12 protein-coding genes are annotated in these 14,370 nt (G+C 65.1%); 4 read left to right on the top strand and 8 right to left on the bottom strand.

Translation table 11 applies throughout. The features are described from left to right. Positions 1-342 precede the first annotated feature (342 nt). The 5 genes from B447_RS01430 to B447_RS22465 form a co-directional block, all read right to left on the bottom strand. The gene (locus B447_RS01430) at positions 343-2,085 is read right to left on the bottom strand and encodes a SulP family inorganic anion transporter (RefSeq protein ID WP_002935790.1); all 1,743 of its coding nucleotides are present in this window, start codon (positions 2,083-2,085) and stop codon (positions 343-345) included. Between the two features lie 12 nt (positions 2,086-2,097). Then, positions 2,098-2,958, bottom strand: coding sequence for an MBL fold metallo-hydrolase (locus tag B447_RS01425; RefSeq protein ID WP_002935789.1), 861 nt, complete (start codon positions 2,956-2,958; stop codon positions 2,098-2,100). A gap of 66 nt (positions 2,959-3,024) precedes the next feature. Further along, entirely contained in the window at positions 3,025-4,023 is a 999-nt protein-coding gene (locus tag B447_RS01420) for an SLAC1 anion channel family protein (RefSeq protein ID WP_002935787.1), read from the bottom strand. Next, positions 4,020-4,172 (bottom strand): hypothetical protein, encoded by a 153-nt coding sequence (locus tag B447_RS22470; protein ID WP_232431419.1) that lies wholly within the window; start codon positions 4,170-4,172, stop codon positions 4,020-4,022. The genes B447_RS01420 and B447_RS22470 overlap by 4 nt, the downstream gene beginning before the upstream one ends. Positions 4,173-4,194: 22 nt before the next feature. Continuing rightward, the gene (locus tag B447_RS22465; RefSeq protein WP_232431439.1) at positions 4,195-4,443 is read right to left on the bottom strand and encodes a hypothetical protein; all 249 of its coding nucleotides are present in this window, start codon (positions 4,441-4,443) and stop codon (positions 4,195-4,197) included. 729 nt (positions 4,444-5,172) lie between these two features. Here B447_RS22465 and B447_RS01415 point away from each other — a divergent pair. Continuing rightward, positions 5,173-7,635, top strand: a complete 2,463-nt coding sequence (locus B447_RS01415) for an ATP-binding protein (protein WP_002935784.1) — start codon at positions 5,173-5,175, stop codon at positions 7,633-7,635. A gap of 30 nt (positions 7,636-7,665) precedes the next feature. Here the strand turns inward: B447_RS01415 and B447_RS01410 are convergent, their stop codons facing one another. Further along, the gene (locus tag B447_RS01410; RefSeq protein WP_002935782.1) at positions 7,666-8,562 is read right to left on the bottom strand and encodes a methyltransferase; all 897 of its coding nucleotides are present in this window, start codon (positions 8,560-8,562) and stop codon (positions 7,666-7,668) included. A 587-nt stretch (positions 8,563-9,149) separates the two neighbouring features. Here B447_RS01410 and B447_RS01405 point away from each other — a divergent pair. Continuing rightward, complete coding sequence (locus B447_RS01405; protein WP_002935779.1) at positions 9,150-11,333, top strand: malate synthase G; 2,184 nt, start codon at positions 9,150-9,152, stop codon at positions 11,331-11,333. A 129-nt stretch (positions 11,334-11,462) separates the two neighbouring features. Here B447_RS01405 and B447_RS01400 read toward each other — a convergent pair whose 3' ends face one another. Beyond that, complete coding sequence (locus B447_RS01400; RefSeq protein ID WP_037982179.1) at positions 11,463-12,272, bottom strand: outer membrane protein assembly factor BamD; 810 nt, start codon at positions 12,270-12,272, stop codon at positions 11,463-11,465. Positions 12,273-12,285: 13 nt separating this feature from the next. Here B447_RS01400 and rluD point away from each other — a divergent pair, with 13 nt between their 5' ends. Then, positions 12,286-13,245 (top strand): 23S rRNA pseudouridine(1911/1915/1917) synthase RluD, encoded by a 960-nt coding sequence (rluD, locus tag B447_RS01395; RefSeq protein WP_443080933.1) that lies wholly within the window; start codon positions 12,286-12,288, stop codon positions 13,243-13,245. Next, positions 13,242-14,015 carry a peptidoglycan editing factor PgeF gene (gene pgeF, locus B447_RS21990; protein ID WP_232431417.1) on the top strand — a complete coding sequence of 258 codons (774 nt, stop codon included), beginning with the start codon at positions 13,242-13,244 and terminating at the stop codon, positions 14,013-14,015. Before rluD ends, pgeF begins: the two co-directional genes overlap by 4 nt. A gap of 56 nt (positions 14,016-14,071) precedes the next feature. On the opposite strand, the gene B447_RS01385 is transcribed toward pgeF, so the two are convergent. Next, the gene (locus B447_RS01385) at positions 14,072-14,287 is read right to left on the bottom strand and encodes a hypothetical protein (protein WP_037982202.1); all 216 of its coding nucleotides are present in this window, start codon (positions 14,285-14,287) and stop codon (positions 14,072-14,074) included. Between the last annotated feature and the right edge of the window lie 83 nt (positions 14,288-14,370).

The raw sequence follows: 14,370 nt of genomic DNA, 5'->3' as shown, positions 1-14,370 counted from the left end.
GGAACTCCCTTTGATAAGGGGGTGCTTATCAAGTCCCGTGCCAGCGTCGCCGAATGGGCTGAATTTGAGTTGAATCAAGGCACTTGCGGGTAGAGCCCTTGCTCAGGGGAGAGGGCTGTCACTGCTGCTGTCTGCAGATGTGGCAGTTCGTGCACCCTTGAAGTGTCAAGGTGGCAGCGATGGAAGGTTGTGCGCCAGAGCGCGGCGTCACGGAACGCTGTCAGCACTTGTGCCGGCTCGCGGGGCGTGGAGAAGCCCGCAGTGGCGCACGATCACGCGCGCGACGCCAGCTAGGCGGACGCAGGCCGCAGTGGCTGCGTCAAGGCCTGCATTGCGCCCGCGTCAGTGGGCGCTGCAACAGTTTCTGGCGAGGGTGTTGAAGGCTTCGGCCTGGGTCATGAAGATGCGGCCCGACAGCCACGCTGTCACTCCGGTCCGGTCCAGGCGGTCCCGCACCGGACCTTTCAGTTCCGAGAAATGCAGCTGCAGGCCCTTGGCGCGCAGTTCGCGATCTAGCTGCATCAGGACCTCTAGGCCGGTGAGGTCGATGCCATTGACCCCGCTCATCATCAGCACCACGTGGCGTAGGTTCGGGCGGCGCGCCAGGGCAGACGACAGCGTCTCGGAGATCCAGCGTGAGTTGGTGAACACCAGACTCTCATCGACCCGGATCGACAGGACCTCGGGCAGCGTCTCTACCTCGAAGCGATTGACGTTGCGGAATACGTCGGTGCCGGCCAGGCGCCCGACCTCGGTCCAGTGGGGGCGGGCGGTGCGCTGCAGCAGCAGGCCGATGGCGCCAACCACACCGGCGAGCAAAGCCTCCTCCACGCCCACCGTCAGTGTCAGCACCGCCACCATCAGCATCAGGGCGAACTCGGTGCGCGAGTAGCGCCATGCCAGCACGAAGGGCGCGAAATCCACCAGCGACAGCACGGCAATGACGATGGTCGCCGCGAGCACCGCGCGCGGCAGGTAGTGCAGCACGTCGCCCAGCAGCGCGATCGCCAGCGCGAGGAAGAGCGCGGTCCACACGCCGGCCATGCGCGTGCGCGCGCCGGCGTCGAAGTTGACGATGCTGCGCGCGAAGCCGCCGGTAACCGGCATGCCGCCGGACACGCTGGCCGCGGCGTTGGCCGCCGCCAGGCCGAAGAGTTCGCGCCGGGGCGACACCTTCTCGCCGCGGCGTGCGCCGAGGGCCTCGGCGACGGCGAGGCTCTCGACATACGCCACCAGTCCCAGGAGCACCGCAGGGGCAAGCAGCTCCCGCCACACCGGCAACGGCGCCGTCCACGGCATCGGGAATACCAGCCCCTCGCCAAGGCTGACGGCGCCGGACAGGGCGACCCCCTCGTTCAACCGCGGGAAGCCGGCGACCCAGGCGATCGAAGCCGCGACCACGACGATGGGCGCGGTACGCGCCAGCAGCTGGGCGGTCCGGGGCCTGAAACCCAGGCCTTGCAGCACGGGGCTGCCGTGCCGGCGCAGGGCCCACAGCATCGCCAGCGCCAGCAGGCCGATGAGTGCGGTGGTCATATGGGGCAGTGGATGACTGGCGTCCGCGAGCGACTGCCACAGTGCGAGCACCGTGCTGCCGCCGGCCTGCACCCCCAGCAGTGCGGGGAGCTGGCCGATCGCGATCACCAGCGCGGCACCGGTGATGAAGCCGTGCAGCACCGGCGTGCCGAGCAGCGCCGCCAGCGTCTCGAGGCGGAACAGCGCGGCGATGAGAAACACCGCCGCCATCTCCAGCGCCAGTACCAGTGCCGCCAGGTGCGGCGTGATCTGATGCGCGGCGGCGACGCCGCCGACCGCCTGCGCCGTCATCATCGCCAGCACCGCCACCGGCCCCACGGCGAGGCTGCTGCTGGAGCCGAAGGCGGCGTAGGCGACGATCGGCAGCAGGCTCGCCATCACGCCGACCACCGGCGGCAGGCCGGCAAGCATGGCGTAGGCCAGGCTCTGCGGTACCAGCAGGATGGTGACGATCACTGCCGCGATCAGGTCGTCGCTGAGTGCACCGAGCCGGTAGTCGTGCCAGCGCGCGAGCAGGGTGCGGGGGGCGGCGGCCGTCGTCGTGGGCATGGGATGGCGTGCCTAAAGCAGATCGATCGGTATCTTCAGGTAATGCACGCCGTTGTCCTCGGCTGGTGGCAGCTTGCCCGCACGCACATTGACCTGGATCGCCGGCAGGAGCAGCGTCGGCATGGCCAGCGTACGGTCGCGCGCGGTGCGCATGGCGACGAAGTCGGCCTCGGTCACGCCGTCATGGACGTGAATGTTCTTCGCCCTCTGCTCTGCGACCGTTGTTTCCCACACCGGGGCGCGGTCGTCGGGCGGATAGTCGTGGCACAGGTGCAGCCGCGTCTCGGGTGGCAGCGAGAGCACCTTGCGGATCGAGCGGAACAGCGTGGCTGCATCTCCGCCGGGGAAGTCGCAGCGCGCGGTGCCGTAGTCGGGCATGAACAGGGTGTCGCCGACGAAGGCGTCCGGTCCGACGATGTAGGTGAGGCAGGCCGGCGTATGGCCAGGGGTGTGCATCACCTCGACGTCCAGCTCACCAATGCGGAAGCGCTCGCCGTCCTCGAACAGGTGGTCGAACTCGGCGCCGTAGGTGTTCATGTCCTTGGCGTTGAAGATGTCCTTGAATACGCCCTGCACCTGGCGGATATGCGCGCCGATGCCGATCTTGCCGCCGAGCTGCTGCTTGAGGTAAGGCGCGGCAGACAGGTGGTCGGCGTGGGCGTGGGTCTCGAGCAGCCAGTCTACCGTCAGACCGGTCTCGCGTACGTAAGCGATGGCCTTGTCGGCGGAGGTGCGCGATGTGCGCCCGGACTTGGGGTCGTAGTCCAGTACGCTGTCGATGATTGCCGCGCGGCGGCTAGCCGGGTCAGAGGCGATATGCGTTACGGTGAAGGTGGCCGGATCGAAAAAGGATTGGATGTCAGCACGTTGCATGGCCAAACCTCCATGTTGAAGTGTTGAGAATGCGCTCATCGCGCAGGATGCGCTCGTGTCGCACGTCTATTCCGGCAAGCAGATCTTGCCATGGTGAGCCGCAGCCAAGGTCTTCCATGCGAGCAGCGCTACGACCCCACTGAGCACCGCGAGCATCAGCCAGGAAAGCCCCGCGTAGAAAGGCAGTCCGCTGCGCGCACTCATCTCGAAGGTGGCGATCGTCATCGCCGCCAGCGGGAAGGAGTAGGCCCACGCCGAGATAAAGAAGGGCAGGCGGAAGAAGCGCACGGCGTTACTGGCCAGCAGCAGGGTCAGGAACAGCGCGGTGAAGTAGAGCACGCGGGCAAAGGCGTCGACCTGGCCGGTAAGTGCGACATAGGCCAGGAAGCCGACCGAAGGCGGTGCGATCAGGATGAAGAGCGTGGGGGTAAGGCGCGCGGGCAGCGGTTCGTGGAAGAACAGCCGGTACAGCACGATCGTCATCAGCACCAGCCAGAACACCAGCCCGATGCTGAAGAAGAACCAGCTGATGTCCGCCGGCGCGAAGCGCACGCCGGCGATCGGCACGATGATGTTGCCCACCACGGGGATGAACCAGGCCGGGTTGGCGTGCTTGATGTCGTAGTGGGTGTGGTGGATCCAGCTGCTCATGGCGAACAGTGTGAACATGAGATGCACCGCGGCGCCGATGCCCCACATCCACGGCGCGACGGTCGGGGCGTCCTGCGCCCAGGCGATCGACAGCAGCAGCAGGCCGATGGAGATGGCGGGGAAGAAGTTCAGACGCACTGGATGGGCGCGATCGGCCTTCACCGCCTCGGGGTGGCGCAGCAGCTTGGCTCCGTACATCACGAGCAGGAACAGGTACAGCGCGCTCGCCAGCCAGCGCAGCGCGACGCCGATCTCGATCGGCATGCCACCGATGTGATGGGCCTTGAGCCAGGCAATGGTGAGGCCCGCCATGCCCATTACGGTGGAGAACAGGGCGACCGGGAAATGTGCGAGCCGTCCGCCATGCGCGTCGTGCGCAGCGGCGGGCGTAGTGGAGGAGGCGGGGGCGTTCATCGTTCTTCCTTGCAGTGATACAGCCCCACGCGCAGGCCTCCGCGATCATGCTGGATTCCGGTCAGGCTGACTTCAAGCGCGGACGCTTGCGCCAGCACCGTGGTGGCGGTTGTGGCAGAGAGAAGGAATGCGAGCAGATAAGAGCTCATGGCGTGGGGCATCCGTTGATGATCAAGTGCGATGAATCGTCAGAAACCAATGACCTTGCGGTTCGGCTCCAGCAGTGCGGCGCCCATGTCGGCCGGCTTGGCCGGGGGTCATCGGGCTCTGGGCGTTGAGGACAACGGTGACTGCGGGCTTGTCGGCCACCTCGGCGGTCTTGGGCGGGGAGACGACCGCATCCTTGCCCGGGCACCAGTTCTCGGCTGTGGCGACACCGTGCGTTGTACGGACGCTGAATGCAGGGGCCGGTACGTTCAGGCGGGGAAAGCTGAATTGCCGTGTGTTTTCGATGATCGTGCTCCTAGGGAGACGGGAGTGTCTTTCGATAGCTATAACATTAGAGCGCTCTAATATTTATGGCAACCTTATTCTGTTGTTAATTTTGATAGCTAAAAATAATGGATTGCCATGCTGGCCAGCCCTCGCTCTGTCAAGGCGTGCGCAATCGGCGTGCCAACTCTGCGGAAGCAGGATTGCGCTTGAAATGTCTGCGCCAAAGCTGGAACCTCAGGACAAGACGCCGGCTTTGGAGTGACTTCTGCTGCCCAAGATGGCGGTGATTGCTGCCATTTCTGGCGCGGTTTGCCTGCTGAGTCGGATGTGGAGGTGTCGCGGCGGCGTATCACACGTTCCCACGTCTCCGCTGGAGTCCATGAGGACCTGTGTATTGATGCTGCGCGAGCCAGTCGGCCGGACGATGTGACGGCCCACAGGCATCGGGAGACGGGAGCGCTCATTGCCGAAGGTCCGCATGCAGCCCCAATTCGCACTTGTAGACGCGCACTGGAAACGTCTGTCGAACTTGGCGACAATGCTTGGGTGGCCTCGCTGGCAGGCCCGTCCTTGCGCAGCCCGATGGCAACCGGCGATCAGTTGCACGCCCCTTGGCCAGGTCTTGCGCCCCCTGTTTCGCGGCATGCTCCAGTGGGGTCACAGTCGATGCAAATGCCATCATTGCCACGCGCATGGTTCGCGGCGGGGTTATCGGTGTTGCTGTTGATCGCTGCCGTTCCGCTTGGCGTGCATGCTGCCGTGCCGCAGGCCGCTGTTCAGCAGGTGCCGGCAGGTGTCGACTTCTCCCCGACTGGGTTGTCGGCGCGGGGAGAGGGGCAGGGCGCGGCTCCGGTCGGTACGGTCGCGAGCGACGATAGGGGCGCGTCCCGACTCGCGCAGCGTGCGCAGCACCTGACGATCGCACTGTCCGTATTTGCTGCCTTGCTTCTTGCAGTGGTCGGGCTGCTGAGCTTCATCTTGCGGCAGCGCCGCAAGGTCGTCGAGGCACTGCGTCGTGAGATTGCCGAGCGGCGCGCGGCGGAGCGCGCACTGCAGGACAGTGAAACCAAGCTACGTACACTGATCGAGCACTTCCCGGGCACGGTCTTTCGTTGTCTTGACGACGAGAACTGGACAGCACATTTCATGAGCGGCAGGGATCAGCATATCGTCGGCTATCCGACGGCGGATTTCCTCGTTGCCGGGGGGCGGACCCTGGGCGGCTGCGTGCATCCGGAGGATATCGCCTGGGTATCCGAGCTGGTCAAGCATGCCGTCGAGGAGGCTGGGAGCTGGGAGATGGAGTACCGCATGCTGGGCGCCGATGGGCAGGTGCACTGGATGGCGGAGTACGGTGCGGTTGTTCCGCCACGCGATGGCGGGCCGCGCTATCTCGACGGTTTCGTGCTCGATATCACTCATCAGAAGCAGGCTGCGCTCGAGGTCGAACGCCAGGTGAGGGCGTTTGCGGTGCTCAACGACATCGCGTCGCGCAGTGCGCTCACGCTTGCCGAGCAACTGTCCACTGCGCTGAGTCTGGGGGCCGAGTTCTTGGGTATCGAGATCGCGGTGATCTGCGAGATCCATGACGAGCGCTGCCGAGTGACGGCGATCCATGCCTCGAGTGAGTCCGGTTTGGTCCAGGGCAGCGAGTTCGAACTCGCGTCGAGCTACTGCGACCTGCCGGTGCGTGCGGGCTGCATCCAGGCCTTCGAGTCCGTTGGGGCCTCGGCCGCGCGCGATCACCCGAGCTACCGCATGCTTGGCTTCGAGACCTACATCGGTATCCGCCTTGAGGTGGGCGGACGGCTATACGGTTGCCTCGGTTTCGCTGCGGCTGAAGCGAGACAGACGCCTTTCAGCGCCGGTGAGAAGTACTTCGTGGAGTTGCTCGCGCGCTGGATCGGCGCCGCCATCGAGCGGGATCAGGCCGCCCAGCACATGCGCCGGCTGGCGCACATGGTGCGGCATTCCAATGACGCCATGTTCCTCGTTCGCGACGGCATCGTCATCGACTGCAACGACGCCGCGCTGGTGATGTACGAGCGGGCACGCGAGGACATCATCGGGCACTCGCCCCTGATGTTGTCACCGCCCATGCAGCGTGGGGGCGCCTCCGCCGAGTTGGCTGCGCGCTACCTGGCCGCGGCGCGTGCGGGGCAGCCGCAACGCTTCGAATGGGTTCACTCGCGCGGCGGCGGTGGCACCTTTGATGCAGAGGTGGCGCTGAGTGGGTTCGACGAAAACGGCGAGCGGCTGGTAATCGGTGTCGCGCGCGATATCAGTGTCCGCAAGCAGCGTGAACGTGAAGTGCTCGAGTTGAACGCTACGCTAGAGGGTCGAGTCGCCGATCGGACGCGCGAACTCGAGGCTGCGCTCGAGCATCTGCGCCGTACCCAGGACGAGCTGCTGCAGAGCGAGAAACTGGCTTCGCTTGGCGCTCTGGTCGCGGGCGTGGCCCACGAGCTCAACACGCCAATCGGCAACGCGGTCACTGCGTCGAGTACGCTGAACGATGTCTACCGCCAGTTCAACGCACGTGTGGCGACGGGTTTCACGCGATCGGTCTTCAACGACTTCCTTGCCTGTGTGGACGAGGCGGGGCGCATCATCGAACGCAACCTCAGTCGGGCGGCCGAGCTGATCGGCAGTTTCAAGCAGCTCGCCGTGGACCAGACCAGCGATCAGCGTCGCCCATTCGATCTGCGCGAGGTCGTGCAGGAGGTGGGGCTGGCGATGAAGCCGAGTATCCGCCGTACCCCCTTCCGGCTGGTGGACGAGGTGCCCGCTGGGCTGAAGCTGGACAGTTATCCCGGGCCGCTCGGGCAGGTGCTGATCAACCTCATCAACAATGCCCTTGTCCACGCTTTCGAGGGACGTGATCGGGGTGCGATCACCCTCACGGCAGCTCCCGCTGGGGAGGATTGGCTGAGGCTGGTCGTCAGCGACGACGGCTGCGGTATTTCTGCCGTTAATCTCAAGCGCGTGTTCGATCCATTTTTCACCACTCGGATGGGGCAGGGGGGATCTGGGTTGGGCTTGCACATAACCCACCAGTTGGTGACCGGTATCTTGGGTGGGCGAGTCAGGATCGAGAGCGAGGAAGGCAAGGGCACATCAGTCACGATCGAACTCCCTTGCGGTCCGGAACGCTCGGGGCAGAGCGTGGTGGAGTAGGCTGGGCGGTAGCGTAAAACGGGCGCTTCGCTATGCCGCAGTGCGTGAATCTGGTCGCCGCTGTCCGATAACGAGCAGGTTGCGTGGTGTCAGGCTGCGCTCGCAGAACCTTCCCAGGACAACGTCGAAACCACGCTCGCCCAGGCCCAGCGCGAGATCGAGTACCAGCCACAATTCCAGACCGCGCCGGAAGGCGTGGCGCACGAGTTCTAGGCGAAGTACTTCGTCACGTCGCTTCCAGCCGACATGCTCCCAGTCCGCCCATGCCGGATTCGCGGGCAGCCTTACATGCTCGCGGATCGCCAGTCTGCGGCAGAAGTCATCGAAGCTGCCGTCAAACCAGGCCGCAGGTACGGGACGGAAAGGGCGTCGCGTTTCACCCTCGACTTCAGTGCGTAGCGCGATGAAACCAAGCTTCCAGGCTTGGTCGCGCGCGAGACGAGTGCGATCGCGCTCTGGTGCGGTAACCAACTCGGTTACAGCGAGCCGTAGTGCTGAGGCGTCGAGCATCAGCGAGGCGTCGCTGCTCAGGGGTTGGTAGGGGTCTTCGCTTCCCAGGTGATAGCAACACGGAGAAATCCGGTAAGCCTCGGCACCGTCAGTATGTGCGTTGCGTACCAGGCTGCGGTGGAGTTCGCCGCATGCGTGGAGCGCGAAGACCGTGCGACCGCGCACGTGTCCGTGTCCGCTCGCGGTGAGCGCGTCGGCGCACAAGATCTCTTGGTCGACACCCTTGCGGGTGGCAAGGCTCTTGGCGTCGGCGCACAGCGCGGGGTTGAGCTCGAGCGAGACCACCGGTACCTGGTCGGTGAGTGCAACCTTGCGGCCGAGGTGGCCCTTGCCTGCGCACCACTCAAGCGCAGGGGTCACGGTGGCCGGGATGTGACGGACAAATGCTTCGACTTGCGCGCGCTTGCGTCCTGGCATGCCGTCATCCTCGCGCGCACGGGAAGCAGGTCGTGAGCGAGCGGGCAGCGCAGGGACCTCGGAGAGCTTGTTTACCATGCCTAGCGCGGGCAGGTAAGCCGCGAGCCAGTCTGCGCAGGCTCCGGGGTCGAGCCCGAAGCGTTTGACCGCCTCGTCGTCCAGCGCCTCCAGAGCGGTCGCAAGCGCGGGCCTGTGGTCCCTCCACCGGGGACTGACCGAATGAAACGGAGCTGGGCGCCAGATCTCTTCGTGTTCAGCTAGCAAGGTCTGCAGTTCAAGGAACCGGGCACGAAGGTTCATCGGTTGGCGCGCACTGTGTGTGTTCTCTGGGGCGTTCATTCCATGGCTGGCAAACGCATGATACGTCCGGTGATCCGCGGCGACGAGGTCGTCGTGCAGAGACCTCTCGAGCAGTCGGCTTTGGGAGGGCTGAGCGCTTGTGCGGAGAATCTCGATATATGTTGTGTCTTATAGAAGACTTTTGGCTTCAGAGTATTGACCCGCGCGCGATTCAATCGCATCCTTCGTTGGTTAAGCACCCTCGAAGGAGGGGCGTGGTGTCAACATCAAGTACAGAGAGCCCGAACATGACCGAACGAGTGACCTGCGAGCGTCTTCAGGTGGCCACCAGCCTGAAGCGATTCATTGAGGAAGAGGCCCTGCCGGGCAGCGGTGTGGACCCTGCCGCGTTCTGGAGCGGGTTCGATGCGCTCGTGCATGATCTGGCCCCCCGAAACGCAGCCCTGCTGGCTGAGCGCGATCGCATCCAGGCCGAGGTTGATGCCTGGCATCGTGCCAATCCAGGCCCCATCAAGGACATGGCTGCCTACAAGGCCTTCCTGGCCTCCATCGGCTACCTGCTCCCGGTCCCGGCTGATGCCAAGGTCAGCACCACCAATGTCGATGACGAGCTCGCCGTTCAGGCGGGGCCCCAGCTCGTTGTGCCGGTAATGAATGCGCGCTATGCGCTCAATGCTGCCAATGCGCGTTGGGGATCGCTCTACGACGCGCTCTACGGCACCGATGCGATTCCCCAGAAGGACGGCGCCGAACTCACCAAGGGCTACAATCCTGTGCGTGGCCAGAAGGTGATCGCCTTCGGTCGCCAGGTGCTGGACCAGGCCGCAGCGCTTGCCGGCGCCTCGCACGCCGATGTCACCGCTTACACCGTGTCCGCTGGCGAGCTGGTGGCTGCGCTGCGCAATGGCAGTACCGTCGGGCTGCAACAGCCCGAGAAGTTCATCGGCTTCCAGGGTGAGGCCGCAGCGCCGAGCGCGCTCCTGATTCGCAACAACGGCCTGCACATCGAGATCCAGATCGATCGCGACGGCGCAATCGGCAAGACCGATGCGGCTGGCGTCAATGACCTGCTGATGGAGGCCGCACTGTCGACGATCATGGACTGCGAGGACTCGGTCGCTGCAGTCGATGCCGACGACAAGATCGTTGCCTACCGCAACTGGCTTGGCCTGATGAGCGGCACGCTCGAGGACAGCTTCGAGAAGGGCGGCAAGCAGATGACCCGCCGCCTGAATGCCGACCGCGAGTACGCCGGCGCCGATGGCAAGGTGGTGAAACTGCATGGCCGTGCGCTGCTGTTCGTGCGCAACGTGGGGCACCTGATGACCAATCCTGCCGTCCTGTGGGGTGAGGGCAAGGAGATTCCCGAGGGCATCATGGATGCGGTGGTGACCACGCTGATCGCCAAGCGCGACCTCGGCCGCCGCGGCAATTCGCGTAAGGGCAGCATCTACATCGTCAAGCCCAAGATGCACGGACCTGCCGAAGTCGCTTTTGCCGACGAACTCTTTACCCGTGTCGAGCAGCTGCTCGGCCTGCCGGCCCATACGGTCAAGCTCGGCATCATGGATGAGGAGCGTCGCACGAGCGTGAACCTGCGCGCCTGCATTGCCGCTGCGCCCGCGCGTGTTGCCTTCATCAACACCGGCTTCCTTGACCGTACCGGCGACGAGATGCACACCGCCATGGAAGCCGGTCCGATGATGCGCAAGGGCGACATCAAGAACAGCAAGTGGATCGCGGCCTACGAGCGCCGCAACGTGCTGATCGGTCTTGCCGCCGGCCTGCGTGGCCGCGCCCAGATTGGCAAGGGCATGTGGGCCATGCCGGACCTGATGGCGGCGATGCTGGAGCAGAAGATCGCCCACCCCAAGGCGGGCGCCAACACCGCTTGGGTGCCGTCGCCGACTGCCGCCACACTGCACGCCTTGCACTATCACCAGGTCAGCGTGGCCGCGGTGCAGCAGGAGATCGAGAAGCTCGATCTCAACGCGCAGGCCGAGGCCCTGCTCGACGATCTGCTCACCATCCCGGTGGTGGAGCAGGCGAACTGGAGCGAGGCCGAGCTGCAGCAGGAGCTCGACAACAACTGCCAGGGTATCCTGGGCTATGTGGTGCGCTGGGTGGAGCAAGGCGTCGGTTGTTCGAAAGTGCCCGACATCAACAACGTCGGGCTGATGGAGGACCGTGCCACGCTGCGCATCTCCAGCCAGCACATCGCCAACTGGTTGCGCCACGGCGTGGTCGGCGCCGAGCAGGTGGAGGCCACGCTGCAGCGCATGGCTGCGGTAGTCGATGGCCAGAATGCCGGTGATCCGCTGTATCGCCCGATGGCGCCGGACTTCGGTGCTTCCGTGGCCTACGCGGCTGCGCGTGCGCTGATCTTCGAAGGCTGCGCCCAGCCCAGTGGCTACACTGAGCCGCTGCTGCATCGTTATCGCCAGCAGTTCAAGGCCCGTTTCGGCGCTTGATCTGGGTCGGCAGCGGGTCGAGGCCCGCTGCGCCACCGGCTGCGGCTCGGTCGGTGGGCCAATGAAGAAAGGCGCCCGTGGGCGCCTTTCTTCATGTCCTGCAGGGCATAGCCCCTGCCCGGGGCTATCTCACCACAGCTGCCACCACGGCTTGGTGTTTGCCGGCCCGCCACGGAAATAGACGCTGTCAGGGAAGTTCGTGCGCATGACGCGCTCGGCGTCGTCGCGCAGTTGGGTCATGCCCAGCGCGTCGTAGCTCTTGACGAGCAGGAACAGGGCTTCCTCGATGGCCGGTGCCTGGGGAAAGTTCGTAACTGCCGTCTGAGCGCGGTTGATGCTGGCAACGTAGGCGCCACGGTTGTAGTAATAGCGCGCGACGTGAACTTCGTGCGAGGCGAGCGAGTTGACCAGGTACTGCATGCGCGCGCGCGAGTCGTCCGCGTAGCGGCTGTCCGGGAAGCGCTCGACGAGTTCGCGGAAGCTGTCGAACGCTTCGCGAGCGCCCTTGGGGTCGCGCTCGGAGAGATCCTGGCGCGACAGGTTGGCGAGCAGGCCAAGGTTTTCGTTGAAGTTGATCAGGCCTTTGAGGTAGTAGGCGTAATCGACGTTGGGGTGGTTGGGGTGCAGCCGGATGAAGCGGTCTGCTGCTGCCAGTGCCAGCGCCTGTTCCCCCTGCTTGAAGTACGCATAGGCGACCTCGATCTGGGCCTGCTGGGCAAATCTGCCGTAGGGATAGCGTGCCTCGAGCTTCTCGAACAGGGTGACAGCCCGGTCGTAGGCGCCTTCGGACATCGAAGTCTTTGCCTCGGAATACAGCCGCTGGGCGTTCCAGCCGGTTGTTTCGTCGACCTGATCGGGCAGTAGCCCGCAGCCACCGGCCAGCAGGGCGCCAATAAGAACAGCTTTTGCCGTTAAACTTCCGAGGGTGAACCTGGCCATCGAAGACACTCGCGTGAATGAACGCGCCGATTATATCCCAGCCGACGAGCCCGACTCGCTCGAAGCGCTGACGATTCCTGATGAACTTGCAGGCCTGCGCCTGGACCAGGCGCTCGCCCGCTTGCGCCCTGAGCATTCGCGCAGTCGCTTGCAGTCATGGATGCGCGATGGCTACGTCCTGCTCGATGGCAACGCGCCTGACCCGAAGCGCAAAGTGTGGGGCGGCGAGTGCGTCGAGATCGCGCCGCCGCCCGCGCCCGAGCTTGGCGCCGAGCAGCCCGAGGACATCCCGCTCGACATCGTCTTCGAGGATGCGCACCTGCTCGTGATCAACAAGCCGGTCGGGTTGGTCGTGCATCCTGGCAGCGGCAACTGGAGCGGCACGCTGCTCAATGCACTGCTGCACCACGACCCGGAGCTGGCGGCAGTGCCGCGGGCGGGTATCGTGCACCGGCTCGACAAGGACACGAGCGGCTTGCTTGTCGTTGCCAGGACGCTCGCTGCGCAGACGGAGTTGGTGCGCCAGCTTCAGGCGCGAACCGTCAAGCGCCACTACTGGGCGCTGGTCAAGGGCGAACTCACGGCGGGCGCAAGCGTCGATGCGCCGATCGGGCGCCACCCCAGTCTGCGCACGCGGATGGCGGTGGTCGGAAACGGCCGCCCGGCCGTCACCCATTACCTTGTGCGAGAGCGTTTTGCGCGCTGTACCTTGGTCGAATGCAGGTTGGAGACAGGGCGCACGCACCAGATCCGGGTCCATATGGCGCATGTCGGCCACGCCTTGGTGGGCGACGCCGTTTATGGTCAGCGTCGCACGGGCTCAGCCTTGCTCGACAGCTTTGCGCGCCAGGCGCTGCACGCCTTCAGGTTGGGTTTGCGCCACCCGCAGAGTGGTGATGACATGGCGTGGGAGTGTCCCATGCCCGCCGACTTCGCCATGCTGCTGCAGGCTTTGCGTGAGGAGCTGGCGTGAGCGGGGGGCACTCGCCGACGGTTGGTCGGCCGCTGGTTCCTGGCTTGTTGTGCCCGGACTGGGCTCTGCCCAAGGGTGTCGGTGCATTGCTGACGACATGTGAGGGCGGGGTTAGTGCGGGCGACTTTACCAGCTTCAATCTGGGTGCCCATGTAGGTGACGACCCGGCGGCGGTGGCGTCGAATCGCGCACGGTTGCGCGCCCATCTGCCCTCGGAGCCGGCCTGGCTTGATCAGGTACATGGATGCACGGTGGTCGACGCCGAGTCGGTGACGGGCCATGTTCGTGCGGATGCCGCAGTTTCAAGGACGCCGGGCCGGGTGTGCGCCGTGATGACGGCGGACTGCCTGCCGGTGCTGCTGTGCGATGACGACGCCACGGTCGTGGCAGCGGTGCATGCCGGATGGCGCGGGTTGGCGGCGGGTATCGTCGAGGCGACGGTCGCGCATATGGCGGTTGCGCCATCCAGCCTGCGTGCGTGGTTGGGGCCGGCGATCGGCCCTGGTGCCTTCGAGGTCGGTGACGATGTCCGGTGCGCGCTCGCCGACAGTGATGAGGAGGCCGCGCAGGCTTTCGTGGCGGGCGCTGCGCCTGGCAAGTGGATGGCTGACCTCTTCATGCTTGCCCGCCTGCGCCTGCGCAGGCTTGGCGTTGAGCGTGTCGATGGCGGCGGGGCGTGCACCTATTCGTCGCCACGGCAGTTCTATTCCTATCGCCGTGATGCAAGGACGGGCCGTTTTGCGTCTCTGGTCTGGCTCGATGCGCACTGATTCCGGGCTCCGGCATGACCGGCACCCGCTTCGCATCGACCTCCAAACGGCTTGGGCTATTGATCAGGGCCCGTTTCGGCTCTATCGTTGCGGTCAAGGGCTTCGCGTTCGCGCTGGCGCCGCCGGCGGGCCGGGGTACCGAAGATCCACATGAAGAGGGCGAGTGGGGCGATGCCCCAAAAGACGAAGGTCAACACGCCAGCGACGACGGTGTCCTCGGACACGGCGACGAGGATGGCGACATAGAGCCAGGCAATCGGAATCAGGTACATGCGCCAATTGTAGCGCCGCTGCGACGCCGGATCGGGATTGCCATGCAGCACAAATCAGCACGCGATGGCCGCCGGCCGTCGCC

This window comes from Thauera sp. 27 (assembly GCF_000310125.2).
Classification (GTDB): Bacteria; Pseudomonadota; Gammaproteobacteria; order Burkholderiales; family Rhodocyclaceae; genus Thauera; species Thauera mechernichensis.
This window is presented reverse-complemented; position numbering and strand designations above follow the sequence as displayed.

Excerpts from the sequence above, each read along its gene's own strand:
- B447_RS01385 (WP_037982202.1), bottom strand. The coding sequence starts at position 14,287 with ATGTACCTGATTCCGATTGCCTGGCTCTATGTCGCCATCCTCGTCGCC.
- B447_RS01410 (WP_002935782.1), bottom strand. The coding sequence starts at position 8,562 with ATGCCAGGACGCAAGCGCGCGCAAGTCGAAGCATTTGTCCGTCACATC.
- B447_RS01425 (WP_002935789.1), bottom strand. The coding sequence starts at position 2,958 with ATGCAACGTGCTGACATCCAATCCTTTTTCGATCCGGCCACCTTCACC.
- B447_RS01405 (WP_002935779.1), top strand. The coding sequence starts at position 9,150 with ATGACCGAACGAGTGACCTGCGAGCGTCTTCAGGTGGCCACCAGCCTG.
- B447_RS01400 (WP_037982179.1), bottom strand. The coding sequence starts at position 12,272 with ATGGCCAGGTTCACCCTCGGAAGTTTAACGGCAAAAGCTGTTCTTATT.
- B447_RS01420 (WP_002935787.1), bottom strand. The coding sequence starts at position 4,023 with ATGAACGCCCCCGCCTCCTCCACTACGCCCGCCGCTGCGCACGACGCG.
- B447_RS22470 (WP_232431419.1), bottom strand. The coding sequence starts at position 4,172 with ATGAGCTCTTATCTGCTCGCATTCCTTCTCTCTGCCACAACCGCCACC.
- B447_RS01430 (WP_002935790.1), bottom strand. The coding sequence starts at position 2,085 with ATGCCCACGACGACGGCCGCCGCCCCCCGCACCCTGCTCGCGCGCTGG.